Consider the following 24908-nt stretch of genomic DNA (forward strand, 5'->3'; position numbering starts at 1 on the left):
CACATGAGCCGACGTAAGATCATAATCGACACTGACCCTGGCCAGGATGATGCGGTGGCCATCCTTCTGGCGCTGGCCTCACCGGATGAACTGGACATTATAGGGATCACCTGTGTTGCCGGCAATGTCCCCCTGCCCCTGACACAAAAGAACGCGCGGATTGTCTGCGACGTTGCGCAGAAGACCGATGTGGCGATCCATGCGGGTTGCGACGCGCCGATGCGGCGCCCGCTGGGGACGGCGGAACATGTTCATGGAAAGACGGGCCTGGATGGGCCGGACCTGTTTGAGCCGACGATGCCCCTGGCCGAACTCCATGCGGTGGATTTCATTATTGAGACCCTGCGCCGTGAACCCGCAGGCAGTGTGACCTTGTGCACACTGGGGCCGTTGACCAATGTCGCCACCGCCTTTGAGCGCGCGCCGGATATCATTCCCAAACTGCGCGAACTGGTGATGATGGGTGGGGCGTATTTTGAAGTGGGCAACATCACGCCAGCTGCCGAATTCAACATCTACGTCGACCCGGAAGCCGCTGAGATTGTGTTTAAATCCAACGTCCCACTGGTTGTCATGCCCCTGGATGTCACCCACAAAGTTCTGGCCACCAAAGAGCGCGTAAACGCATTGCGCGCGCTTGGCAGCCGGGTCGGTATTTTCACCGCCGAGATGCTCGATTTCTTTGAACGGTTTGACGTGGCAAAATATGGCTCTGATGGCGGTCCGCTTCATGATCCTTGTGTGATCGCTTACCTGCTTAAACCCGAGTTGTTTCAGGGCCGCCATATCAATGTGGAAATCGAGACAGAGTCCAAATTGACACTTGGCATGACCGTTGCGGATTGGTGGCGGGTGACAGATCGCGCGCCCAATGCCATGTTCATGGGAGACGTGGACACTGATGGGTTCTTCACCCTTCTCACCGAAAGGATCGCGCGACTATGAGCGCTCAATTGCACCTCGCCAAACCCGCGAACCTGGAGAAAATCGTTGAATTGGTTGAGGCCTTCCATACCGAGACAGGAATACCCAGCGATGACGCCCATCGCCGCGCCGCTGTTGAACCCTTGCTGCACGGTCACCCTTATGGCGCGGTATATCTGATTGGCCCGCCGCGCGCGCCGGTTGGCTATATTGTTTTGACCTTTGGCTGGTCGATCGAATTGGGCGGCATGGATGGATTCGTAGATGAGCTTTACATCCGCCCGCCCGTACGTGGCCGAGGGATCGCCACAGAAGTGTTGCAAACCCTGCCCAAGACATTGGCAGGTGTGGGTCTAAAAGCGCTGCATCTTGAGGTGGATTACGAGAATGAAACCGCACTGCGCCTTTATGGGCGGGCCCGATTTGAACCGCGCGAGCGGTATTTTCTGATGACCAAAGTGCTGAGCAAACCGGGCGGTTAGTGGCGTTAGCGCAGGCGGCGGGTGAACTGAGGGAAATCTGTCGCCAGCTCGGTCCCAGACAGGGCCTGACGATCCGCGTCCTGCGAGAGCACAGCGGCTGCAAACTGGGCGTCCGCCTCCGCCAGGATCGACACCAGCGGTCCGGTCATCAATTCGGGATTTTCCTTGAGCTGGGCGGCAAGATCGATGCGAATGCGCGCGCCGTCCTCCACATAGCGTTCCTGCCCCAGGGCAAAGATCACCAGACAGGGCAGATCACAATGGCCATTGCCCGCAACCAAAGTCGCAATGCGGGTCCCGTCGGCCTGAAGGTCGCGAATGACCTGACCGACGCGCAAGGCCTCGTCCAATGTGCCACCCGAACTGTTGAGCCAGATACCAATGGGTTGCCCGCGTTTTTCGCTAAGGGCCGCAGACCAGAAGGAATGGAGGAAGGCGCCGTGAAAAGCCTCATCCAGGGGTCCGTCCAGCCTGAGCCCGCCTTGAACCCTGCGCCAATCTGCAGCCGCCGGATCCCCCAGCACAACCAAAAAGCCCAACATCCCAAGCCCGAACACGCGGCGCAACAAAACCATGACCAATCGCAATCCTCATCCGTTCACATAACGTCAAGGAATAGAATGTCATAAAAGGTTTACAAAACAACCCTGAGGACCAGCTGAAAGCACGAATTCATGATGTCTTGTCTATTTTGACGTCACGCTTTCAACAAATCGGCTTAGATCAGCGGGATTTGCGGCGCTTTGTCCGTGCCAATTGTACCGGTGAGGCGGGGATCCTCCATCAGCTCGATAGCGCGGCGATAGGGCTCAAACCCCGAGCGGACATAGAAATCCAACGCCTGCGCACTGTCGAGCGAGCAGGTATGGACGTAAAACCGTGAAACGGGCCGCGCAAAGGCGCGATTGATGGCGTGGTTCATCAGCCAGCGGCCAATGCCACCGCCGATCAGCGCGGGCGAGAGGCCAAAGAACGACAATTCACAATCGCCGCCCGCCTGCCATTCCAGCTCCAACAGGCCGAGGTCCGCGCCGTCTTTTTGCACCGACCAGACCTCTACACTGTCCTTGGCCAGATGCGCCGCCAGCTCTGCGCCGTCACGTTCGAGCCGCGAAAACCACAGGTAGTCCTCTCCGATCAGGCGAAAGAGTGTGCGATACCATTCCGCATCCGGCGCTGCATGAGGCTGCAGCGTGACGCCCGCGGGCGCGGTCACTGCACGTGTTTCTGGGCGGTCAAACATCTGCAAATATGTCACCACCGCAGCCAGCTTACCTGCGGGGAGTTCGGTGATACCGTCGGTAATGGTCATATGAGCCCTCTCGTGTCCGTGCCAGAGTCCATGTCAGAGGAAGTCATACTCACTAAATGTCGCGGCTTCACCCTGCTTTTCGCCCGAGGCGTCGCGCAGGGTCCAGATCACCGCATTGCGGATTTCAAAACGCTTGCCCGTCGCGGTCACCCGGATGCCAGAGTAATCATCAACAAAGCCCTGCTGGCGCATTCGGTCAAACATCGCAGCACGCGCGTCACGGTGTTGCGGCTCGGCGGTCAGGCGCGAGGGCATCTGGGTCAGCTCGTCCCATCCCAATTGCCACAACTTCTGTGCGGCCAGATTGGCGTAGGTCAGGATCGGATCCGCATCCGTGCTGTGGGACAGGATTGGAAAGGGCGCATGATAGAGCGCTTGCGGTTGCCCATAGCGATAGAGCGCGCGTCCCATCAGCTGGATATAGCTGGTGGTCAGTAGCTGCGTATGGGCGCTTTGGTAATCGTTGTCGGGTCCGGGTTCCTGCATCTTGGCTCCTGCGCAAGACAAAAAGGCCCCACCATCCGGCAGGGCCTTTTGTCGTCAATTGATCAGAGATCAGGCTTTCAGGATCGAACGGCCTGCGTATTCGGCAACTTCACCCAGCATTTCTTCGATACGGATCAGCTGGTTGTATTTCGCGAGCCGGTCAGAACGTGCCAGCGAGCCGGTTTTGATCTGACCACAATTGGTGGCCACTGCGAGGTCTGCGATGGTTGCATCCTCGGTCTCACCGGAGCGGTGCGACATCACGTTGGTGTAGCCCGCGCGGTGCGCCATATCGACAGCTTTCAGCGTCTCGGTCAGGGAGCCGATTTGGTTCACTTTCACCAGCATGGAGTTCGCACAGCCGCGTGCGATACCGTCGGACAGACGCGCCGGGTTGGTCACGAACAGATCGTCGCCTACCAGCTGCACCTTGTCGCCGATCATGTCGGTCAGGGATTTCCAGCCGTCCCAGTCGTCTTCGGACATGCCGTCTTCGATGGAGATGATCGGGTAGTCGTTGACCAGCGCCGCCAGATAGGCCGCGTTTTCATCGGACGTCAGGGTCTTGCCTTCGCCGGACAGAACGTATTTGCCGTCCTTGTAATATTCGGTCGCCGCGCAATCGAGTGCGAGATAGATCTCTTCGCCGGGCTTGTAGCCTGCTTTTTCGATCGCTTTCAGGATGAAATCCAGCGCGTCGCGGGTAGAACCCAGCTCGGGCGCGAAGCCACCTTCGTCGCCCAGACCGGTGGACATGCCCGCGGCGGACAGATCTTTTTTCAGCGTGTGGAAGACTTCGGAGCCCATTCGAACCGCGTCGCGGATGTTTTCCGCAGCAACCGGCATGATCATGAATTCTTGGATGTCGATTGGGTTGTCTGCGTGCTCACCACCGTTGATGATGTTCATCATCGGAACCGGCAGGATGCGCGCGGAGGTGCCACCAACGTAGCGATAGAGCGGCTGGGTGGTGAAATCGGCGGCGGCTTTTGCAGCAGCCATAGAGACGCCGAGGATCGCGTTTGCGCCCAGGCGGCCTTTGTTCTCGGTGCCGTCCAGATCGATCATGGCTTGGTCGACAGCAACCTGATCGGTCGCATCAAAGCCCACCAGCTCTTCGGCGATTTCGCCGTTGACAGCGGCAACCGCTTCCAGAACGCCTTTGCCCATGTAGCGGGATTTGTCGCCATCGCGTTTTTCGACGGCCTCATAGGCACCTGTCGATGCGCCCGATGGTACGGCGGCGCGGCCCATGGTGCCGTCTTCCAACAGCACGTCAACCTCAACGGTTGGGTTGCCGCGGCTGTCCAGAATTTCACGGGCGTGAATGTCGATAATGGTGCTCATCACTGATGGTCCCTAAGCTGTGACTAACGGTTGCAGACGTCATACCAGCCGGTTTGTAAAAGTAAACCGGGTTCGTTACCGCTAACGCCCATTAAAAGGGCGGTTTAGGGCTAACAATTGAATTGTTTGCGCCAACAGATTGAAATTAAACTGCAAAGCCGTCAGGCCGCGAGTCTCGCTGTTGCACGTTGGATGCGGCGCTCGCGCAAAAACGTGTAAAGACCGGAGCCGATGACCAGCGTGGATCCTGCCAAAGTCCACAGGTCAGGACGTTCGGCAAAGACAATCGCACCGACCAGAATGGAGAACAAAAGCCGCGTGTAGCGAAACGGTGTCACCACCGCCGCGTCGCCAATTCGCATAGCGATAACAATGGCGTAGTAACCGCAGACACCGAACATCACCGCGCCTGCAATCATCGACCAATCGGTGGCAACCGGTGTCACCCAGCCTGCCCCCTTCCACCACATCAACAACAACCCGGACGGCACCACCGTTGCAAAAGCTTGAAAGCTGATGACCGCTGTAGGGACTTCGATATTCAACTTGCGGGTCATCAGATCGCGTGCCGCAACCCCTAGCACCGCAAGCAGAACCAACAAGGACGAGGGCTGAAACCCGCTCACACCGGGCCGAATGATCATGATGACACCGATAAACCCTACCATGATCGCAGTCCAACGACGCCACCCCACCTGCTCTCCCAAGAACAGCGCCGCGCCCATGGTGATCACCAGAGGCGTCGCCTGAAACACTGCAGCCACCGTTGAGATTTCAACCAAAGACAATGCTGTGCCGTAGGATATCGCCGACAGGGCCTCGGTCGCGGCACGCATGATAAACAGCGGGGTCCAAGCCTGCGTCATGAACAGGTTGTGCTTTTGAAACCGTGAGATCAGGAGGAAGATCGAGCTACCACCCAGGCCAATCAAAAACAGGATCTGGCCGACCTCAAGCCCGCCCGACAGCGCTTTGATAAACATATCTTCCAACGTGAAGCACACCATCGCGAGCAACACAAAAAGGATACCATGAATATTCGTCATCAAAGGGCCCTCACACTGCAGGATATGCACCTCGCGTCCCACATCCATGACATCGGATTGACCTATCTCGGCAATCCCAATTGCGACATTCTGTCATGAAATGACGTGGGCGGTGGCATCACCAATTGTGATGAAAGCGCGCGGGCTTCAGTCTTGGCGGTCCTTGCGTTTGGGCACACCGTAGAGTTCCAGCTTGTGGCCGCGCAGCTCATATCCCAGCTTGCGGGCGATCTTTTCCTGCAGGGCCTCAATATCGGGATCGCAGAATTCGATGACTTCACCGCTATTGAGATCGATCAGATGGTCATGGTGGTCGCGTTCGGCATCTTCATAGCGCGCACGCCCGTCACCGAATTCCAGACGCTCCAGAATCCCTGCCTCTTCAAAGAGTTTCACAGTGCGATATACGGTGGCGATCGAAATACCGTCATCCATCGAGCTGGCGCGTTTGTACAATTCTTCCACATCAGGATGGTCCGCGCTGTCTTGCAGGACTTGGGCAATCACACGACGCTGGCCCGTCATCCGCAACCCTTTGGCCTCACAACGGGCGATAATCGACGTTATCATCGCAGTCCTCTCTTCTCACTGCAAAACTCATTGAGCGTACCGTCTCTAACGGATAAGTTTGGGGCCGCAAACAGGCTTTTATTCATCTTAGCCGGTTGACAAGTGTGTTATCCACAGTCATTTGCGCAGCAACCGAATTTCTTTGGATGCGGCCTTGCCCATAATGGGAGCGCCGCGCACGACAGCAGCCCCGCCGCACCGGCGCATGCGGCTGCGAAAGGACCACCGCGTGAGCGATTTTACTGAAATGGAGCTGCCTCAGCAGCTTTTGAACCGCCTTGAAGCCATGGAGCTGACTACACCGACGCCAATCCAGGCGCGTGCGATCCCCCATGCCTTGCAGGGGCGTGATGTCCTGGGCCTGGCGCAAACCGGAACCGGTAAGACCGCCGCCTTTGGCATTCCGCTGGTTGCGCAGATGCTGGAGTATGGCCGCAAGCCTGCCGCCGGAACCGCGCGCGCGCTGATCCTGGCCCCCACCCGTGAGCTGGTGAACCAGATTTCGGAGGCGTTGAAAGCGCTGACCGATGGCACGCCTGTACGGGTGACCGTGATTGTGGGCGGTGTTTCGATCAACCCGCAGATCACCCGCCTGTCACGCGGCACTGACATTGTCGTCGCCACCCCCGGTCGTCTGCTGGATATCATGGATCGCAATGCGATTGATCTGGGCTCCTGCGACTTCCTGGTCTTGGACGAAGCCGACCAGATGCTGGACATGGGTTTTATCCACGCGCTGCGCAAAATCGCACCGATGTTGCCCGAGAAACGCCAAACCATGCTGTTCTCGGCCACCATGCCGAAACAGATGAACGAGCTGGCCTCGACCTATCTGGATCGACCGACTCGGATCGAAGTGACACCACCCGGCAAACCCGCCGCGAAAGTCACCCAGTCTATCCATTTTATCGCCAAGGCGGAAAAGCTGTCGTTGCTCAAAGAGCTACTGGCCGAGCACAAAGAAGAGCGCACGCTGATCTTTGGCCGCACAAAACACGGGATGGAGCGTCTGATGAAGACGCTGGACAAGGCGGGTTTCTCTGCGGCGGCCATCCACGGCAACAAAAGCCAAGGCCAGCGCGAACGTGCCTTGGCCGCGTTTAAATCCGGTCAGGTGAAATTCCTGGTGGCCACCGATGTGGCGGCGCGGGGTCTGGACATTCCGGACGTCAAATACGTCTATAACTACGAGCTGCCGAATGTGCCGGACGCCTATGTGCACCGGATCGGCCGGACCGCACGTGCGGGCAAAGACGGCCAGGCCGTTGCCTTTTGTGCTCCCGATGAGATGGACGAGCTGAAGGCAATTCAGAAGACAATGAAAATCACCATCCCCGTGGCTTCTGGCAGCCCGTGGGAGCCGATGCCCGGTGCCAAACCCGCCTCCAAAGGACGGCGCGGTGGTGGCGGAGGCGGCGGTGGTGGCCCCCGTCGCGGTGGTCGCCCCGGTGGCGGCAAACCAGAGGCAGCCGGTGCCGCAGATGGCAAACCCGGTGGGTTCCGTCGTAACAAAGGGCGCAAACCTGCCAAGCACAACGCCCCCTCGCCCGGCCGTCATACCAGCTAAGCGCGCGCAGCGCTCCGCACAATGACCACCTAAAACATGTTCTGCCGCACCGGATTAGGTGCCGCAGAACGTCGCGTTCACCACTTCGCTGTCTGCAGGTGGGCGCGCCAGATCCATGTCCGCGTCCTGACGATCATATGGCGTGGCTAAGACGCGGTTCATCCGCTCAAACAAGCTGAAATCACCCGCCACAGCCGCCGCGATCATCTCTTCCACGCGGTGATTGCGCGGAATGAACACAGGGTTTGCGGCTCTCATCGTGGCGTCTGGATCCTCTTCGCGGGCGAGACGCGCGCGCCAGTCCATCTCCCATGTGTCAAAGGCTTCGGGGTCGGTGAATTGGTCTCGCGCCGCGCCGTCGGACAAAGCCCTAAAGCTGTTGGTGAAATCCGCCTGTCCTTGCGCCATGCGATCCAACAGCGATGTGATCAGCGCCTCATCCCCGTCTTCTTTGGTCGCAAGGCCGATCTTGGCGCGGAATGTCTCACGCCAGGCTGCGTGCAACAGATCGGGCATCGCATGCACGATCTCGGTCGCTTCCTCCACTGCGTCTTCCGGCGCGTCCATCTGTTGCAACAGTGCGGTTGCCAGTTGCGCCAGGTTCCAGACGATGATCTGCGGCTGGTTGCCATAGGCGTAGCGGCCCATCCGGTCGATCGAGGAAAAGACCTGGTTCGGGTGGAACTCATCCATAAAGGCACAAGGTCCATAATCAATGGTCTCGCCCGAGATCGTGCAATTGTCCGTATTCATGACGCCGTGGATGAAGCCCACCCCCATCCAGGCGGCAATCAGCGCGACCTGCCGGTCTCGGACCGCTTTCAGCAGGCCCATCGGCCCCTGCGCGTCCGGATAGTGACGGTCGATCGCATATTGGGTCAGGGATTTGAGCGCCTCCGTTTCACCGCGTACGGCAAAGATCTGGAAGCTTCCGACCCGCAGGTGGCTTTGAGCGACCCGCGTCAGGACCGCGCCGGGAAAACCACGCTCGCGCCACACCGTCTCTCCGGTCTCGACCACGGCGAGGGCGCGGGTGGTTGGGACCCCCAAGGCATGCATCGCCTCGGACACCACATATTCGCGCAACACGGGGCCCAGCCAGGCGCGCCCGTCCCCTTGACGGGAATAGGGTGTGCGCCCCGATCCCTTCAGCTGGATGTCGCGGCGTATCCCGTCGGTACCGACCACCTCCCCCATCAAGATCGCGCGCCCATCACCAAGCTGCGGATTATAGGTGCCAAATTGATGGCCACTGTAAAGCTGCGCCAATGGGTCGGCCCCTGTGGGCAGTTGGTTGCCGCCAAAGGCCTGTGCCATCTCGGCGCTGTCCCCTTCGCTGATGTTCAACAGGTGTGCGAGGTCGCGATTGAACGCCCGCAGTTTCGGCGCGTCTACCGGTTCGGGCGCAAGCTTGGTGTAAAACAGCGGATCAAGCTGGGCGAATGTGTTGTCAAAGGGGATACTGAATGTCATGGGGCCAAGATATGCAAAGCCTGTGAGAATACCAGTGGCATTGGAGGGCCCAGATGACTGCAGATGAGATTATCGCAAAACTAGAGCTGCTGCCGCATCCCGAAGGGGGCTGGTACCGCCAGACCTGGGTGGCCGAAAACGCGGGCCGCCCCAGCGGGACCTGCATTTATTTCCTGCTGAAGGCCGGTGAAAACAGCCATTGGCACCGGGTGGATGCGGTCGAAATCTGGCTCTTCCATGCGGGTGCGCCGCTGATGTTGTCACTGGCAGCAGATGAAAGCGGCCCGGCGACGGATCATCTGTTGTCGCCAGATCTATCCGCAGGTGCCCCACAGGTGATTGTGCCCAAAGACCATTGGCAAGCGGCCCGCACAACTGGGGATTGGACCTTGGTCAGCTGCACCGTAAGCCCGGGATTTCAATTCGAAGGGTTCGAGCTTGCTGAACCTGGGCTTGACATCCCACGCTAAGCGAATTGTCTCTGACGTGGGAGACTTAGGTGTTTCGCTTCGGGCTCTGCCCGAAGCGACCGGCGCGCCGACGCCCAAAGGGCGTCGGCGCGCTTGGCCCAACTGGACACGGGGTTTCTTTGAAACACCTATGGATAGGCGGGAGCGGTTGGTTTCAGATCTCACTGGGGCGGCTGACGATCCCGCCGCCCACGCAGGCACTCACCCCGGTGGTGCCGGGGGCAGAGGTCGCCATGCCTCGCGCAACGCGTACTGCCAGGAAGCCAAAGGCCTGGGCCTCCAGCATGTCACCGTCCAAACCTACCGCCTCAACCGGCTCGACCGCGCAGTCCAACGACACGCGCAGCATCTCCATCAACACCGGATTGTGCCGCCCGCCGCCAGTGACCAGAATCCGACGTGGTGCCTGGGGGCAATGGGCCATGCCTTCGGCAACCGAGGCCGCGCACATGGCGGTCAGCGTCGCAGCTGCATCCGCATCAGACAGCTCCCGCACAAGACCCACCATTTCCGCAAAATCGTTCCTGTCCAAAGATTTGGGCGGCACACGTGAGAAGTAGGGTTCGGCCAGGAACAGCTCCAACGCGCCATTTTCCACGGTTCCGGACATCGCGATCTGCCCCCCTTGATCCATCGCCAACCCCAGACGTTCCATCATCAAATCATTCACCGGCGCATTGGCAGGCCCGGTGTCAAAAGCCAGCAATGCACCCGGATCCTCCGGGCGATCAAACCGTGGATCCACATAGGTCAGATTGCCCACACCGCCGAGGTTCAAGAAACAGACCGGCTCGCGCGCATCAATGTATTTGGCGCAAGCAAAGTGAAAGAACGGCGCCAACGGCGCGCCCTCACCACCCATCGCCACATCATCAGAGCGGAAATCCCAGACCACCGGTTTTTGCAACGCCTCGGCCAGCTTGGCGCCATCCCCAACCTGCAAGGTGCCCTGCAATCGTGGCGCATGAGCCAGGGTCTGCCCGTGAAACCCCAACAGATCTGCGTCACCAAACTGGGCAAGGATGTCCAGATGCGCGGCGTCCACGACCTGGCCCGCGGCTGCAACCTCAGCTCCGTTCCATTTGCCCAATGCAGCACGCAGGGTGGATTGTTCCTCGGCACTATAGGCGCGGTAGTCATGGCGGCCAAACTGCGCGATGCGTTGACCGTCGGTCACCACTTCGGCCGCATCCACCCCATCCAGAGAGGTTCCGCTCATCGCGCCCACGGCGCGGATCATGGCTGTTTTTGAAACTTGCTGCCTCATACCCACCTCATTTGCGCCAGTTCACCTGGCGACTTTGGTGCAGTTCTATCACGTCGCTCTTGCCCCTTAACCTACAGCGGTAATTTTCGCAGGAAAATAGGTTCCCCCCAAAACAAATGCGCTTTATACACCGGTTCGCAATTCCATAGCCGAGGCATAGTATGACCTACCATCCAAAATCGGATTTCGTCGCAGTCATGATGGAACGTGGTTTCCTGTCTGATTGCACCGATTATCAGGGCCTTGATGAGGCGCTCCTGAAGGGTGTGCGTCCGGCCTATATCGGCTTTGATGCCACGGCGAAATCGCTGCACGTAGGCTCGCTGATCCAGATCATGATGCTGCGCTGGTTCCAGAAATGTGGCCACCAGCCGATCACCCTGATGGGCGGCGGCACCACCAAGGTCGGCGATCCCTCATTTCGCGCGGATGAGCGCCCCTTGCTGGATGAGGCGGCGATCAACGACAATATCGCGGGCATCAAAAAAGTTTTCTCGGCCTATATCGATTATGATTCGGACGCGCCCAACAAGGCGCTGATGCTGAACAATGCCGAATGGCTTGATGATCTGAACTACCTGGAGTTTCTGCGCGACATCGGGCGTCACTTCTCGGTCAACCGGATGCTGGCGTTTGAGAGCGTGAAATCGCGTCTGGACCGCGAGCAATCGCTGTCCTTCCTCGAGTTCAACTACATGATCCTGCAGGCCTATGACTTCCTGGAGCTGAACCGTCGCTATGGCTGTATCCTGCAGATGGGCGGCTCGGATCAATGGGGTAACATCGTCAACGGGATCGACCTGACACGCCGCGTGTTGGACAATGGCATCTACGGGCTGACCTCACCGCTTCTGACCACATCCGACGGCAAGAAGATGGGCAAATCCCAGGACGGTGCTGTCTGGCTCAATGCTGAGATGCGCAGCCCGTATGAATTCTGGCAGTTCTGGCGCAACACCACCGACGCCGATGTGGGCCGCTTCCTGAAGCTTTATACCGAGCTGCCGGTGGATGAATGCGACCGTCTGGGTGCCCTGTCAGGGTCTGAGATCAACGCCGCCAAAGTGATCCTCGCCAATGAGGTCACCGGCTTGTTGCACGGGGCCGACTCCGCCGCCGCTGCCGAAGCCACCGCACGCGAAGTTTTTGAAAAAGGCGGCGTCGGTGACGACCTGCCAACCTTGTCGCTGACGGCCGCGGATCTGGGCGATGGCATCTCTATCGTGCAGCTGATCGTGAAATCGGGCCTTGCGAAATCCGGCAAAGAAGCAAAACGCCTGATCTCGGAAAACGGCGCAAAATTGGATGATCAACCGCTGACCGATGCCGGCATGATGATCGATGCGGGCGCGCTGGCCTCGCCCATCAAATTGAGCGCGGGCAAGAAACGCCACGCCCTGGTGCAGCTGGACGGCTAGTCACTGTTTACCAAGTTTAGCACAGATCTGGGGGCGCATGTTTTGCGTCCCTTTTTTTTCATGCGCAGGCGTCACAACAGGACAAGCTCGATAACCGTCAACACGACAAACACTGGTACCGACAAACCTGCTGCGATCAAAAAAGCAGCTGTTTTGGTCATCCGCGAACAAGGTGCCTCGACACCATAGACTTTATTTCGATTTCTCATGGGACCATTAACCATCAATTAGGTTTCGCTGGAGTTAATGACGCCATGTTTGATCTCAGCTCTGCCGCTCACATGCCACATGATCTTCTTGCCGACGCGCGCGATCGCGCGTTGCCGCAGTCACAGGAATTTGCCGCCGCTCTTCGCTTCACCGGCCTGTCGCCGCTTCAATTGGAGCGGATGCAGGATATGGTGGTGCTGCGACGAAAATTCTTTGGCCGCATTCCGGTGGCGATGATCAACCGCGCTCGGATGGACAAGCCCGAACGCCTGCTGGAAATCCTGCAGGAAGAGGGCATGCCGCGCACGCCAGTGCTGCTGTCGCCGGAACAGCCTTCCCCGGAGCTGGCGCGTCTGGGCGCGCTGCCGCTGATGACGCCGGCCTCGGTTGCGATGCTGGATCTGTCCGGCAATACAGACACGCGACGCGCCCGGCTGCAACAGAAATGGCGTAACCGGTTGAACATGGCAGAACAGGGTGATCTGCGGATCACCCGGCAGAACATGCCAGTGGACGCAGGACATTGGTTGTTGCAAGCGGATGCATCCCTGCAAAAAGCACGCGGATATCGCAGCTGGCCCATCGGCCTCACCCTCGCGTATGCCAAAGCGAACCCCGGACAGGCCAAACTGTTCCAAGCCTTTCAGGGAAAAGACATTGTGGCAGGTATCCTCGTCTTCACCCACGGGGACCGCGCGACCTATCACATCGCCCACAGCACGGACGCGGGCAAAGCCTGCAACGCTCATAACCTGTTGATGTGGTCGGCGATGGAATGGCTCGCCGCCAAAGGTATGCACAGCCTCGACCTTGGGGTGGTCAACACAGAAGACGCCGAAGGTCTGGCCCGTTTCAAACTTGGCACTGGCGCGCGGGTCAAGGCTTTGGGCGGCACCTGGATCTACTGGCCGCCCCTGGGGCGCAAACTGGCCCCACTTGCTGCAATTGACCTGCGGCTGATGCGCGCCTGATATTGTCCCACTCGATTGGCGTTAGAGCGCCAAAGCGCCGCGCCCAAAGGGCGCGGCGCTGGTCGTTTCGGGCAAAGCCCGAAGCGAAATCCCTCTGGATCCTTTCGCATCACGCACGGGGCATGATCAAGATCCGGCTTTTTCTTCCAAAATCAGCCACTCTTCTTCAAAATCCGCCAGTTTCTCCTGACGCTCCACCAGGGCCTCAGTCGCTTTTTGGAACTTAACTGGCTCTCGCATAAACAGCTGCGGATCGGCCATCAGCTCTTCCAGCTTGGCGATTTCCTTCTCCAACCGCTCAATCTCCCCCGGCAGCGCTTCAAGGCGGTGTTTCTCCTTAAAACTCAACCCTTCGTTGGGCTTAGCTTCCGCCTTGGCTTTGGGTTTTGCGGCTTTCGACTTAACCTGCGCATCGTCCACCTCATCCGGTTGACGTTGCGCCAGATAATCGCTCCACCCGCCCGCATAGACCGTGGCCTGCCCGTCACCTTCCATTGCAATGGTGGTCGTGGCAATCCGGTCCAGAAAGTCACGGTCGTGGCTTACCAACAAAACCGTGCCGTCATAGGCATCCAGCAATTCCTGCAACAGATCCAGCGTTTCTACATCCAGATCGTTGGTCGGCTCATCAAGTACCAATAGGTTCGAACTGCGCGCCATCAATCGCGCCAACAACAGCCGTGCTTTCTCGCCACCCGACAGCGACCGCACCGGCGCGCGGACTTGGCGTTCGTCGAACAGAAACTCCTTGAGGTAGCCGACCACATGTTTTGGCTGCCCACGCACCATGACCTGATCCGCCTTGCCCGAGATGCGCATCGACGGGTCTGAGGTCAGGTTTTCCCACAGGCTCATATCACCGTCCAACTGATCGCGTGCCTGGTCAAAAACTGCGATTTCCAGATTGGTGCCCTGTTTGACGTGACCCTCATCCGGAGCCTCCTGGCCCAAAAGCATTTTCAACAGAGTGGTCTTGCCAACACCGTTAGGTCCGACAAAAGCCACCCGGTCACTGCGCTGCACCTTGAGGTCAAAGCCGGACAGAATCACCTTGTCGCCAAAGGATTTGGACAGGCCTTCCGCCTCGATCACCTTGCGACCTGATTTGAGCCCGCTGTCCAACGCCAGTTCTGCCGCCCCCTGTCGTTTGATCTGCGATGAGCGTTCGGCCTTTAGATCCTGCAACGCCCGCACACGTCCCATGTTGCGCTTGCGCCGGGCACTGATGCCTTCCACCGCCCAACGGCTTTCGGATTTGATCAGCCGGTTCAATTTGTGGCGGGCCTGGTCTTCTTCATCCCACACCTTGTCGCGCCAGGCTTCAAAGGCCGCGAACCCTTTTTCCTGACGACGGACCTGCCCGCGATCCACCCAAAGGGTGGCACGGGTCAATGCGTTCAAAAACGCCCGGTCGTGCGAGATCAAAACAAAGCCCGCGCGGGTGCTTGAAAGTTCAGCCTCAAGCCATTGAATTGCTGAGATATCCATGTGGTTGGTCGGCTCATCCAGCAGCATCAGATCGGGCGCTTCGGCCATCAGTTTGGCCAGTGACGCGCGACGCCGTTCGCCCCCGGACGCCGTCTCAACCGCGCGGGAGGGGTCGAATTGCAATCCCTCGCCCGCGCGCTCCACCTTGTACATCTCACCCGGCTCCAGAGCGCTGGCGGCAAAATCACCAAGCGTCGCAAAGCCTTCCATCTTGGGATCCTGCTCCATATAGCCGACCGATTTGCCCGGCGGCACCACGATGGAACCAATGTCGGCCTCCACCAGGCCCGCCATGACTTTCATCAGCGTCGATTTGCCGGAGCCATTGCGCCCAACCAGCGCCACCCGGTCGCCGGGTTGAACCACCAAATCAAGGTCGGAAAAGATGGGATCACCGCCAAAGGTCAGTGAAATCCCGCTCATCTGGAGAAGAGGAATACGTGCCATAACCAGCCAGCTAAACCGCCGGCTGCATCAGGTCAACGCTCCCGCTTTCATCTTTTTCCAAATACTTAAATCACCCGGCCACAGCACGCAGCAAACGCTTGCGAGAGGCCGGAATGGCGCCAATTTCAAGCCCGGTAAAGACGTGCAGCGTGTTCAGATGGGTGTCGACCACCGCATGATCGCTAACCCAGCCCCCCATCATCAGATAGGTCCGCAGCAGGGGTGGCATCCGCAACATCGCCTTTTTTGCATCCGGCTTGCGCCGCAGCCGCGCGGCAAAGCGGAACACATTGGGGGCCTTTACACGGGGCAACCAGCGTTTGGGCGCCAGATGACGGTGTTTCAACATGGCAAAAGCGTCCAGATAATCCTCGGTCTCGGTGCCCGCAAAGGACGAACAGCCAAACAACATCTGGATATCGTTTTGATCCACAAAGGCGGTCATCGCGCCCCAGGCGACGCGCAGGATATCGGCGTCGTTATAGGCCTGGTGAATGCAGAACCGGCCCATTTCGACCATGCGGCCTTCGAATTCATTCAAGGCCGCCAGATCGTAAAACTGCGCCGAATAGCTGGTGTCCACGTGGGTGCCGCCGTCCAGAACCAACATGCGAAAGCAACACACCAGCGCGCCACTGCGGCTGTCTTCGACCAGCACATGGGCGCAATTGGGGTCAAAATCGTCTTGGTCCGGATTGGACGTACGAAAGCACAGCGTCCTGAGCGCTTGGGCGGCGGCGATATCGGCATCGCTGGATGCCAATCGCGCCACATACCGGCCTTTGCTCAGCAACAGTTCACCATCAGCCATGCTATCGCTCCACCTGATCCGGGTTGGTGTCTTCACCATATTCCGCCCGATTTACATAGGCTCCGTGACAGGCAAATGAAGGTCAGTGTCGCAGCGTCGCTAAATTAATTATCCGCGTCGATAAAGTTTCCGGGACCAAAGTTGCCAAGGTTGCCAAGCAACTGACGCAGGAACGTCTTATCCTCGATGCTTGAACTTGTGACACGGCGTTGCAAGGGAATCACCTTTCCGTCTTCAAGACCAAAGCGCTGAATACCGGTCACGGTGCCTGCGTCGCTAAAGTTGATCGCCACCAATTCGCGTGAGATCGTCTTGGGCTCCAACCCGCCGCGGTGACGGATGACAGAGGACACATAGTAAAAGCCGCTGTCGTTCAGCACGCCAGAAGCAGATGGGATACCAACGGTTTGCGCCACCGAATCCTTGTCGTCGACGCCTGGCACGATATCGGCCAGCTCGTCTTCTTTGGGGACATAGCCATGTTTGCGATCAACCGCGCTACAAGCGGTGACGGCTGTGAGAACCAACGCAAGCGTTGCCCCTTTCAGAGCTGTATTCAATCTGTTGCTCTGCTTTAAAAGACCTGCTCGCATTTACCGATAACCCTCTCTGGCTTGAACCCGGCTCTGAACCCGATTACCTAAACCGAAGGCCCGGTTCAAGAAATGAAAGAGTTCACAATGTCACAAAGCGCTATATTCCGCGTGTCCGACCTGGATCAGAACGCACCGACGCCCTTTGATTTGCGTCCCGATGCAGAGGTTTTGAAGCCTTTGATCGCCGAATTCGGCGTCGAAGACCTGCGCAAAGTACGCTTTGCCGGGGAAATCCGCTCTCGTGGCAAACGTGACTGGGAGCTGAAAGCCACCCTTGGCGCTACCATTGGTCAAATCTGCGTTGTCACGCTGGATCCTATGAACACCCGCATCGACGAGCCGGTGGTGCGGACCTTTGTGGCCAATATCTCCACCCCGGATGAGACAGAGGTGGAAATGACCGAAGATGACAGCATCGAGCAACTGGGCACAGAGATCGATGTCTCTGCTGTCATGAGCGAGGCGCTGGCCTTGTTTATCCCCGAATTCCCCCGCAAAGAGGGCGCGGCCCTGGGTGAGGCGGTTTATGCAGAACCCGGTGTAGAGCCCATGCGCGACGAAGACACCCGCCCCTTTGCTGGTTTGGCCGCTTTGAAAGACGCGCTGGAGAAAGACACATAATTTTGCGCAACCGTGCATTTTTGAGTGGAACAGAATGTGCCCCTGCCCTAAAAACCGCTTGCGCTATTGAAGATTCTGAGTATTTTCGCGCGCTCATCGGATTTATCGTTGGACATCGGACAGGCCGCGGCCTAAACGCACGTCACACCGATTGAAAACGGAACACGAAACGCGCCGCGGGGATGCCCCAAGGCCCTTATGAACAAAGGTTGAGACATGGCCGTCCAACAGAACAAAGTATCCAAATCACGCCGCAACAACCGCCGCGCGCACGATGCTCTGGTTGCTGCAAACCCGAACGAATGCTCCAACTGTGGCGAACTGAAGCGCCCGCACCACGTCTGCCCGTCGTGCGGTCACTACGACAGCAAAGAAGTCGTTGCACAAGCCAACGAAATCGATCTGGACGAAGACGCAGCATAAGCACTCTTCCAATTGACGTCAGGCAGGCCTTCGGATGACCGGTACTACCGCTTCCCGTCAGGATAAGTCTGACCGCATAACCATTTCGGTTGACGCCATGGGCGGAGATGCCGGTCCCGCTGTTGTGGTGGCCGGCATTGCTAAATCCGCCAAGAAGAACCCGAAGATCGGGTTCATTCTACATGGTCCTGAAGAACAGCTCGCACCTCTTGTCGCACGGCGTAAATCGCTGCGTGGATGTGTAGAGATTCGTGACTGCCGAGGTGTGGTCACGATGGAAGATAAGCCCAGCCAGGTGATGCGCAATGGCAAGGGGACCTCGATGTGGTCCACTGTCGATTGCGTGCGCAATGGTGAGGCTGACGGCGCAGTGTCCTGTGGCAACACGGGCGCGCTGATGGCGATCAGCATGCTGCGCCTGCGCAAGATGCCCGGCATCAACCGTCCCGCCATTGCGATTCTATGGCCGTCGCGCAATCCACAAGGCTTCAACGTGATGCTGGATGTTGGTGCGGATGTGCGGGCAGATGCAGGCGATCTGCTGCAATTTGCCTTGATGGGTGTGTCCTATACGCGCAATTCCATGGATATTGTCCTGCCGCGCGTTGGCCTGTTGAATGTCGGCACCGAAGAGCACAAAGGGCGCGCAGAGCTGAAAGAAGCCTACAGTCTGATCGAAGAAAAGGCAGATGGTGCGAATTTCGAATTCGTGGGCTTTGTTGAAGGCAGCGATATTCCCGGTGATATCGCAGATGTGATCGTCACCGATGGGTTCACCGGCAATGTTGCAATTAAGACCGGCGAAGGCACCGCAAGCCTGATCCGTACCGCAATGCGCGACGCGTTTGAATATTCGCTGCTGTCGCGGATTGCTGCCGTCTTGGCCTATACCTCGCTCAAACGTCTGTCCAAACGCATTGACCCACGCCGGGTAAATGGCGGTGTTTTCCTGGGGCTGAACGGAACCGTGGTGAAATCCCATGGCGGGGCCGACGCAACCAGCGTGTCGGCCGCAGTCAAGCTGGCCTTCCGTCTGGCCGAGCAAGGATTCGCACAAAAACTAGCCGCGCGGGTTGCATCCGCCGGGGAGCTTACCCAAGATGGTGCCGCTACGGTCAAAGCCGCTGCACCCAAATAGAAGACATAAAAAGGCAGGCACAGATGACGCGACGCGCAGTGGTTATCGGAACCGGACACTACCTACCCGAACGCGTGGTCGAGAACGCCGAATTCGAAGACAAGCTGGACACAAGCGACGAATGGATTCGCTCTCGCTCTGGGATCGAACGTCGCCATATTGCCGCTGATGATGAAACAACATCCGATATGGCCACCCAAGCCGCGCTTGCTGCGTTAACCGACGCAGGCCTCGAGGGATCTGACGTGGATGCCATCGTCTTGGCAACCTCAACCGCTGACCTCACCTTTCCGTCTGCTGCAACCATGGTTCAAGCCGCGATTGGCATGACCAAAGGCTTTGCCTTTGACGTGCAGGCGGTTTGCGCAGGATTCGTTTACGCCCTGAGCAATGCCAATGCTTTGATCGCATCCGGCCAGGCAAACCGTGTTTTGGTGATTGGTGCAGAAACGTTCAGCCGCATCATGGATTGGACCGATCGCTCCACATGCGTCCTGTTTGGCGATGGCGCGGGCGCTGTGCTTTTGGAAGCGCAGGACCAGCCCGGCACCACCGATGATCGCGGCATCCTGGCCACCGATCTGAACTCGGACGGGCGCTACAAGGATCTGCTTTATGTGGACGGCGGCGTTGGCACCCGCAGTACCGGACATCTGCGCATGCAAGGCAATCAGGTTTTCCGCCACGCGGTGGAAAAACTCGCCCAAACCGCCCATACAGCCTTAGAAAGCGCGGGTCTTGGCGCTGATGACGTGGATTGGATCGTGCCGCATCAGGCAAATATCCGCATTATTCAGGGGACGGCCAAAAAGATGGGTCTGCCGATGGAAAAGGTCGTGGTAACGGTACAAGATCATGGTAACACGTCGGCTGCGTCCATTCCTTTGGCCCTGTCCGTCGGAAAGAAACGTGGTCAAATAAAAGAGGGTGATTTGGTCGTAACCGAGGCCATAGGTGGCGGTCTGGCCTGGGGTTCAGTGGTGTTGCGCTGGTAAAGCGGTCTTACGAGTAAGATTTTGTAAGCAATTCATTGATATTGACAGGTAAAATCTCTGCACCCTATGTTTTTCAAAACAACGGGGACTGGAATGAGCGAAAAAACACTTACACGTATGGATTTGAGCGAGGCTGTCTTTCGCGAGGTTGGCCTTTCACGAAATGAAAGCGCGCAGTTGGTTGAAAGCATGTTGCTTCACATGTCGGATGCTTTGGTGCGCGGGGAACAAGTCAAAATCTCCTCCTTTGGTACGTTCAGCGTTCGGGATAAAACCGCACGCGTCGGGCGAAACCCGAAAACAGGTGAAGAAGTGCCGATCCAACCGCGACGTGTTCTAACGTTCCGGCCGTCTCACCTGATGAAGGACCGCGTAGCAGAGGGCAACCGTAAGTAACAACGGGACCCGAACGAATGTCGAAATCACCAGATGCCTTCCGCACCATCAGCGAAGTTGCGGAATGGCTGGCGGTCCAAGCGCACGTCTTGCGCTTTTGGGAAAGCAAGTTTCCCCAGTTGAAACCAGTCAAACGGGCAGGTGGTCGTCGTTACTACCGCCCGGCTGATATGCTGTTGCTGGGCGGCATTCGCTATTTGCTCCACGATAAGGGCCTATCCATCAAAGAAGCGCAGGCCTTGTTGCGCGACAAAGGTGCGGCTTTCATGTCGGACTTGTCGCACCCGTTGGAAGAGGCCTATACGCCGGGATCCGCCGGGCCCAGCAGTGGCACGTTTGAATACGATGGCGGCACTTCCACTGCCGAGGCCGCACCCGAATCTCCCAGCCCTGTGCCGGAAATCGCCTCTGTGGAACCTCCGGTCGTAGAAACCGTGGCCGCGCCAGAAGCTCTGCAACCCGTGCCTGAGGTTCAACCCGCTGCACCCGAACTGGTGCCCGAACAGCCGCCAGTATCCGCGCCAGTCGCGCCCGAGCCCATGGCCACCCAGGCTGTCGAGGTCGCGACTGCGACACCGCAATCGCCTGCGGATCCGGCCCCGGTTGGTGCACCCGTCGCAGCACCTGCTCCTGCGGCAGAAACCTCATCTGCGGCTGCTCCAGTGGCTGCGTCTTCAGCACCTGCGCCAGCGGCAACGCCTGTGGCGCCATCAACGCCACCTGCAGGTCCGACTTCGGTTGCGTCACCGGCAACTCCCGTTGCATCCGCGCCGGCATCCGCCGCACCGGTCACCGCAGCCCCCGATACGACGCCTGTTCCCGCAGCGCCAACACCCGCGCAATCTGTAGCGAGCCCTTCTGCGCCTATGGCAGCGCCCGCTGTTGAACAGACCTCGCTTGACTTGGGTCCAGCAGCAGCGGCACCGCAGGAAAGCTCAACACAAAAAGCAGAGCGTTTGCAAACCGCACTGACGGGCAACCCCTCTGCCGCTCCGGCGGCGACACCAGCAACAACTGCGCAACCCAGCCTGTGGGATGACACCGCGCCTGCTGAAACGCCAACGCCCGTCGCGGCGCAGCCAATCGCGGTCGCCAGCGCGCCTCAAACGGTTCCTACCGGTGCCCCTACGATAGCACCAAGCGCTGCGCAAACTCCTGCACCAGTTGAAATGGCGACCACAGCTGATGCCAGCACAGATCAGGTACAGCCCGCGCCTGTTCCGCCAGTAGCGGCAGCATCGCCGGTGCAAACAACATCAGAGGTCGTCGAACCAGCGCCAAACCAAGTTGCTGCGCCCCCCGTGACGCCCCCCTCAACTCCGGCGGCGAGCCCGGTGCACGATGGTGATGTGCCCACCGATACAGGCACCCTGCAGCCACAGACGGACACGCCCTCGCCTGCCCCAGCCGCTTTTGCTGAGGCTGCGGAAACAGTTGAACACGTGGCTCCGGCGCCGGCACAGTCTCAAAGCGCTCCGTTCACAGACCCTGCGCCACAAGCCGCGCCGGGTTCGGTGCCAACACAGGTTGAACCGCAAAACACGGTCGCACACGCCGCAGCACCCGAACCTCAGGCTGAGGCTCCCGTCGCCCAGCCTGTCGTTGCGCAATCCGTGACTGCCCAGTCAGCAGTGTCGCAACCCACTGCAACACAGCTGCAGCCTGTAGGCGTGGTAACTGCGCCGGCACCTGTTGAACCACTCGCTTCATCTCCTCAAGTCAGTGCACCAACGGAACAAGTCGCAGAGAGCGCAGCAGCCCAGCCGGTACTTGCCGAACATGAGAGTGACAACGTCCCAGTGACATTTGCAGCCGCGGCTCCAAACACAGAGGCACCGCAAAACGTAACTCCGTCCCCACCAATGCCGACTCAGGCTCAGCCAACTGAAGTATCGGCAGCACCTGTTGAGCCTGCAGTGGCACGAGCCCAGCCCGCGCCTGTAGCGTTCGAAGCCGCGCCAACACCACCACCTGCAGAGCCCACCATGGCGGCCCCTGAACCGGTCGCGCCTCATCCAGAGTTGCCAACGGCTGAGGTTACCGCTCCGCCTGCACCGTCTGCCCCAATGACCGACCCGACCCCAATTGCGCCAGCAGCTGTTGAACCTGCGATTGTGGCCACGCCAGAAGCGCCGCAAGAGGCCTCTGGTTGGGTCACCGAAGACAGCGATCCAACCCCTGAACCGGCTGCAACCAGCGTAGACACGGTTGACGCAGCCCCCGTCGTGGCGGCGGTTGAAACGCTTAGTCCTGAGTTCAGTGAGGCTGTTGTCGCCGAGGCTCAGGTTGTTAACCAACCGGACGTGGCCACTGCACCAGTCGAACACAGTGCCGAGGCCCCTGCCGAAATAGTGGATGCATCGCCAATGGTCCCGGCCGCAGAGCTAAGGGTAGAGGCAGATCCAGCGGACAACGTTGAAGCGGTTGCAAGCTTGCCTCCAGTTGCGGAAGACACGGACGTCGCCCCCGAGCTGGAACCGGCACCGGAGGTCGAGCCTGCACCAGAGTTAAGCGTTGAAGCGCTCGCTGATGAGGTCGACACGCCCGTCGCTGAATTGGACGTCGCGCCCGAGATTGAAGAGCCCGCGGCGGAAAAACCCGTAGCCGATGCGGAACTGGAACCCGCGAAACCAACAGCGGAACCAGCGCCAGAGGCACCGCGCGCACGGGTGATCGAGGTCGCAGACTTTGATCCAAATACGCTTTTGTCCGATCGCGTGGGCGCTTTGGGACTTTTGGCACGGCTGGCGCAAATTCCTTCGCAAAATCAAAAACCTATCGCGCAATCTCTGGGCGAGCTGCGCGCATTGGTTGAGCGCGTATAAATTTGGGTCAAGATGGAAAAAAATCAGTTTTCCCTCTTGCCCCTGCCGTCAGAACAAGTAGAAACCTCCCTCAGCGGGCTATGGCGCAGCCTGGTAGCGCGTCCGTCTGGGGGACGGAAGGTCGCAGGTTCGAGTCCTGCTAGCCCGACCAAACAAACCCTCAAAAACGCCTGGGTGTCTTTCACCCGGGCGTTTTGTGTATCTTGCGTCTGGATTTTATTCGACCAACCAGACATTGCGAAACGCAGGAGCAACGCTGTAAATTGCTCACTCGGGAGGACAGGATCATGACCACGCAGACCACAGGCGTTTTGCCCAGCCAAGACATCCAAACCATGTTGGACAGCGGCGAGATTCGTGTCGACCGCCCCACGGTGGACGGGCAGATCCAACCCGCGAGCCTGGACCTGCGTTTGGGTACAGTTGCTTACCGGGTGCGAGCGTCGTTTTTGGCGGGGCAGTCCACATCTGTTCTGGACCGTCTAGAAGAGTTCGAGATGCACCAGATTGCCCTTGAAGGCGGTGCCGTTCTGGAAAAAGGCTGCGTTTATGTTGTGCCTTTGATGGAAAACCTTGCGCTGCCTGACGATATTTCCGCCGTGGCCAATGCGAAATCCTCCACCGGGCGGCTTGACCTTTTGACACGTACGATCACCGACGGCGGGGAAGAGTTCGACCGGATCAAACCGGGCTATCAGGGACCGCTTTATGCGGAGATTTGCCCGCGCTCTTTCTCGGTTCTGGTGCGTCCGGGCATGCGGTTGAATCAGATCCGCTTCCGTCGCGGTCAGGCCGTCCTGCCCGATACCGAGCTGCGCGCACTGCATGCGGATGCGCCGCTGGTGGATGGCACGGCCGTTATCGAAGACGGGTTGGGATTCTCGGTGGATCTGAAACTGCCGGGCACCGACCTGGTGGGATACCGCGCAAAACCCCATACCAGCGTGATCGATCTGGACCGGATCGGGGCCTATGATCCCAAGGACTACTGGGAAGAGGTGCGCAGCGACAATGGTCGTATCATCCTGGATCCCGGCGCATTCTATATTCTGGTCAGCCGCGAGGCGGTGCATATCCCGCCGGCTTATGCCGCAGAAATGGCCCCCTATCTGGCTATGGTGGGTGAATTCCGGGTGCATTACGCGGGCTTTTTTGACCCGGGCTTTGGTCATGCCGCCGCAGGTGGCGCAGGCTCACGCGGTGTGTTGGAAGTGCGCTGCCATGAAGCTCCGTTTGTGTTGGAGCACGGGCAGATCGTTGGCCGACTGGTCTATGAGAAAATGGCGGCGATCCCGGATCAGCTGTATGGCGCAGGGATTGCGTCAAACTACCAAGGTCAGGGGCTGAAACTGTCCAAACATTTCCGCGCGCCCGCATAACGGGCCGCATTTGCCAGGGGTCAGGAGTTGGAATTGCGTTTGGCGCGGCGGGCCTGGCGCATAGCGCGGATACGTTCCCGCTCGGCACGCTCTTCGTCGGTCTCAACCCGTTTGCCAGCCGATTGCGGCTTGTCGCTCATCGCGCGGAACCCTGCATCAACGCCGCGATTGACCAAACGCCCGATGACACGGCGCAACACCATATTGATCAGCCAATTTGCGTTCATGGGCGCGTCTCCTTGCTGT

At 58.8% G+C, this 24908-nt stretch carries 25 protein-coding genes and 1 tRNA gene; 14 read left to right on the forward strand and 12 right to left on the reverse strand.

Annotated elements, in window-relative coordinates; all coding sequences use genetic code 11:
* Positions 1-3 precede the first annotated feature (3 nt).
* Both KMP13_RS15415 and KMP13_RS15420 read left to right on the forward strand, forming a co-directional pair.
* On the forward strand, positions 4-945 hold the full coding sequence (locus KMP13_RS15415) for a nucleoside hydrolase (protein WP_215266871.1): 942 nt from the start codon (positions 4-6) through the stop codon (positions 943-945).
* Complete coding sequence (locus KMP13_RS15420; RefSeq protein WP_215266872.1) at positions 942-1406, forward strand: GNAT family N-acetyltransferase; 465 nt, start codon at positions 942-944, stop codon at positions 1404-1406. Before KMP13_RS15415 ends, KMP13_RS15420 begins: the two co-directional genes overlap by 4 nt.
* A 5-nt stretch (positions 1407-1411) precedes the next feature.
* Here the strand turns inward: KMP13_RS15420 and KMP13_RS15425 are convergent, their stop codons facing one another.
* The 6 genes from KMP13_RS15425 to KMP13_RS15450 form a co-directional block, all read right to left on the reverse strand.
* The gene (locus KMP13_RS15425) at positions 1412-1981 is read right to left on the reverse strand and encodes a hypothetical protein (protein ID WP_215266873.1); all 570 of its coding nucleotides are present in this window, start codon (positions 1979-1981) and stop codon (positions 1412-1414) included.
* A gap of 143 nt (positions 1982-2124) precedes the next feature.
* Positions 2125-2718 (reverse strand): GNAT family N-acetyltransferase, encoded by a 594-nt coding sequence (locus KMP13_RS15430; protein WP_215266874.1) that lies wholly within the window; start codon positions 2716-2718, stop codon positions 2125-2127.
* Positions 2719-2751: 33 nt separating this feature from the next.
* Positions 2752-3204 (reverse strand): MEKHLA domain-containing protein, encoded by a 453-nt coding sequence (locus KMP13_RS15435; protein WP_215266875.1) that lies wholly within the window; start codon positions 3202-3204, stop codon positions 2752-2754.
* A 69-nt stretch (positions 3205-3273) separates the two neighbouring features.
* A complete protein-coding gene (eno, locus tag KMP13_RS15440; protein ID WP_215266876.1) occupies positions 3274-4551 on the reverse strand; it encodes a phosphopyruvate hydratase in 1278 nt (425 codons plus the stop codon).
* A 161-nt stretch (positions 4552-4712) separates the two neighbouring features.
* Positions 4713-5597 carry a DMT family transporter gene (locus KMP13_RS15445; RefSeq protein WP_215266877.1) on the reverse strand — a complete coding sequence of 295 codons (885 nt, stop codon included), beginning with the start codon at positions 5595-5597 and terminating at the stop codon, positions 4713-4715.
* 147 nt (positions 5598-5744) lie between these two features.
* Positions 5745-6167 carry a Fur family transcriptional regulator gene (locus tag KMP13_RS15450; RefSeq protein ID WP_215266878.1) on the reverse strand — a complete coding sequence of 141 codons (423 nt, stop codon included), beginning with the start codon at positions 6165-6167 and terminating at the stop codon, positions 5745-5747.
* Positions 6168-6372: 205 nt separating this feature from the next.
* On the opposite strand from KMP13_RS15450, the gene KMP13_RS15455 reads away from it, so the two are divergent.
* Entirely contained in the window at positions 6373-7734 is a 1362-nt protein-coding gene (locus KMP13_RS15455; RefSeq protein WP_251363889.1) for a DEAD/DEAH box helicase, read from the forward strand.
* A gap of 54 nt (positions 7735-7788) precedes the next feature.
* Here the strand turns inward: KMP13_RS15455 and KMP13_RS15460 are convergent, their stop codons facing one another.
* Positions 7789-9207, reverse strand: a complete 1419-nt coding sequence (locus tag KMP13_RS15460; RefSeq protein ID WP_215266879.1) for a protein adenylyltransferase SelO — start codon at positions 9205-9207, stop codon at positions 7789-7791.
* Between the two features lie 53 nt (positions 9208-9260).
* Here KMP13_RS15460 and KMP13_RS15465 point away from each other — a divergent pair, with 53 nt between their 5' ends.
* Positions 9261-9677 carry a cupin domain-containing protein gene (locus KMP13_RS15465; protein ID WP_215266880.1) on the forward strand — a complete coding sequence of 139 codons (417 nt, stop codon included), beginning with the start codon at positions 9261-9263 and terminating at the stop codon, positions 9675-9677.
* A 154-nt stretch (positions 9678-9831) separates the two neighbouring features.
* Here KMP13_RS15465 and KMP13_RS15470 read toward each other — a convergent pair whose 3' ends face one another.
* The gene (locus KMP13_RS15470) at positions 9832-10944 is read right to left on the reverse strand and encodes an anhydro-N-acetylmuramic acid kinase (RefSeq protein WP_215266881.1); all 1113 of its coding nucleotides are present in this window, start codon (positions 10942-10944) and stop codon (positions 9832-9834) included.
* A 161-nt stretch (positions 10945-11105) separates the two neighbouring features.
* On the opposite strand from KMP13_RS15470, the gene tyrS reads away from it, so the two are divergent.
* Together tyrS and KMP13_RS15480 are read left to right on the forward strand one after the other, a co-directional pair.
* Entirely contained in the window at positions 11106-12362 is a 1257-nt protein-coding gene (gene tyrS / locus KMP13_RS15475) for a tyrosine--tRNA ligase (RefSeq protein WP_215266882.1), read from the forward strand.
* 254 nt (positions 12363-12616) lie between these two features.
* On the forward strand, positions 12617-13543 hold the full coding sequence (locus KMP13_RS15480) for a GNAT family N-acetyltransferase (protein WP_215266883.1): 927 nt from the start codon (positions 12617-12619) through the stop codon (positions 13541-13543).
* Between the two features lie 126 nt (positions 13544-13669).
* On the opposite strand, the gene KMP13_RS15485 is transcribed toward KMP13_RS15480, so the two are convergent.
* The 3 genes from KMP13_RS15485 to KMP13_RS15495 form a co-directional block, all read right to left on the reverse strand.
* Positions 13670-15478 carry an ABC-F family ATP-binding cassette domain-containing protein gene (locus KMP13_RS15485; protein WP_251363890.1) on the reverse strand — a complete coding sequence of 603 codons (1809 nt, stop codon included), beginning with the start codon at positions 15476-15478 and terminating at the stop codon, positions 13670-13672.
* A gap of 70 nt (positions 15479-15548) precedes the next feature.
* Positions 15549-16289 (reverse strand): GNAT family N-acetyltransferase, encoded by a 741-nt coding sequence (locus KMP13_RS15490; RefSeq protein WP_215266884.1) that lies wholly within the window; start codon positions 16287-16289, stop codon positions 15549-15551.
* Between the two features lie 104 nt (positions 16290-16393).
* Positions 16394-16882 carry an outer membrane protein assembly factor BamE domain-containing protein gene (locus KMP13_RS15495; protein WP_215266885.1) on the reverse strand — a complete coding sequence of 163 codons (489 nt, stop codon included), beginning with the start codon at positions 16880-16882 and terminating at the stop codon, positions 16394-16396.
* A gap of 87 nt (positions 16883-16969) precedes the next feature.
* Between KMP13_RS15495 and KMP13_RS15500 the strand changes: the two genes are divergently transcribed.
* The 8 genes from KMP13_RS15500 (at position 16970) to KMP13_RS15535 (ending at position 24662) form a co-directional block, all read left to right on the forward strand.
* The gene (locus KMP13_RS15500) at positions 16970-17506 is read left to right on the forward strand and encodes a YceD family protein (protein WP_215266886.1); all 537 of its coding nucleotides are present in this window, start codon (positions 16970-16972) and stop codon (positions 17504-17506) included.
* 216 nt (positions 17507-17722) lie between these two features.
* Positions 17723-17929: a 50S ribosomal protein L32 gene (rpmF, locus tag KMP13_RS15505; protein WP_215266887.1), complete on the forward strand. Its 207-nt coding sequence runs from the start codon at positions 17723-17725 to the stop codon at positions 17927-17929.
* A 34-nt stretch (positions 17930-17963) separates the two neighbouring features.
* A complete protein-coding gene (gene plsX / locus KMP13_RS15510; RefSeq protein WP_215266888.1) occupies positions 17964-19067 on the forward strand; it encodes a phosphate acyltransferase PlsX in 1104 nt (367 codons plus the stop codon).
* A gap of 23 nt (positions 19068-19090) precedes the next feature.
* Positions 19091-20062 (forward strand): beta-ketoacyl-ACP synthase III, encoded by a 972-nt coding sequence (locus KMP13_RS15515; protein WP_215266889.1) that lies wholly within the window; start codon positions 19091-19093, stop codon positions 20060-20062.
* A gap of 93 nt (positions 20063-20155) precedes the next feature.
* Positions 20156-20458: an integration host factor subunit alpha gene (gene ihfA, locus KMP13_RS15520; protein ID WP_215266890.1), complete on the forward strand. Its 303-nt coding sequence runs from the start codon at positions 20156-20158 to the stop codon at positions 20456-20458.
* Positions 20459-20475: 17 nt separating this feature from the next.
* Positions 20476-23283, forward strand: a complete 2808-nt coding sequence (locus KMP13_RS15525) for a MerR family transcriptional regulator (RefSeq protein ID WP_215266891.1) — start codon at positions 20476-20478, stop codon at positions 23281-23283.
* Positions 23284-23357: 74 nt separating this feature from the next.
* Positions 23358-23434: transfer RNA gene (locus KMP13_RS15530), tRNA-Pro, on the forward strand.
* 136 nt (positions 23435-23570) lie between these two features.
* The gene (locus KMP13_RS15535) at positions 23571-24662 is read left to right on the forward strand and encodes a 2'-deoxycytidine 5'-triphosphate deaminase (RefSeq protein WP_215266892.1); all 1092 of its coding nucleotides are present in this window, start codon (positions 23571-23573) and stop codon (positions 24660-24662) included.
* A 20-nt stretch (positions 24663-24682) separates the two neighbouring features.
* Here the strand turns inward: KMP13_RS15535 and KMP13_RS15540 are convergent, their stop codons facing one another.
* On the reverse strand, positions 24683-24889 hold the full coding sequence (locus tag KMP13_RS15540; protein ID WP_215266893.1) for a hypothetical protein: 207 nt from the start codon (positions 24887-24889) through the stop codon (positions 24683-24685).
* Positions 24890-24908: the final 19 nt, after the last annotated feature.

The organism is Epibacterium ulvae (genome assembly GCF_018678075.1).
Classification (GTDB): Bacteria; Pseudomonadota; Alphaproteobacteria; order Rhodobacterales; family Rhodobacteraceae; genus Epibacterium; species Epibacterium ulvae_A.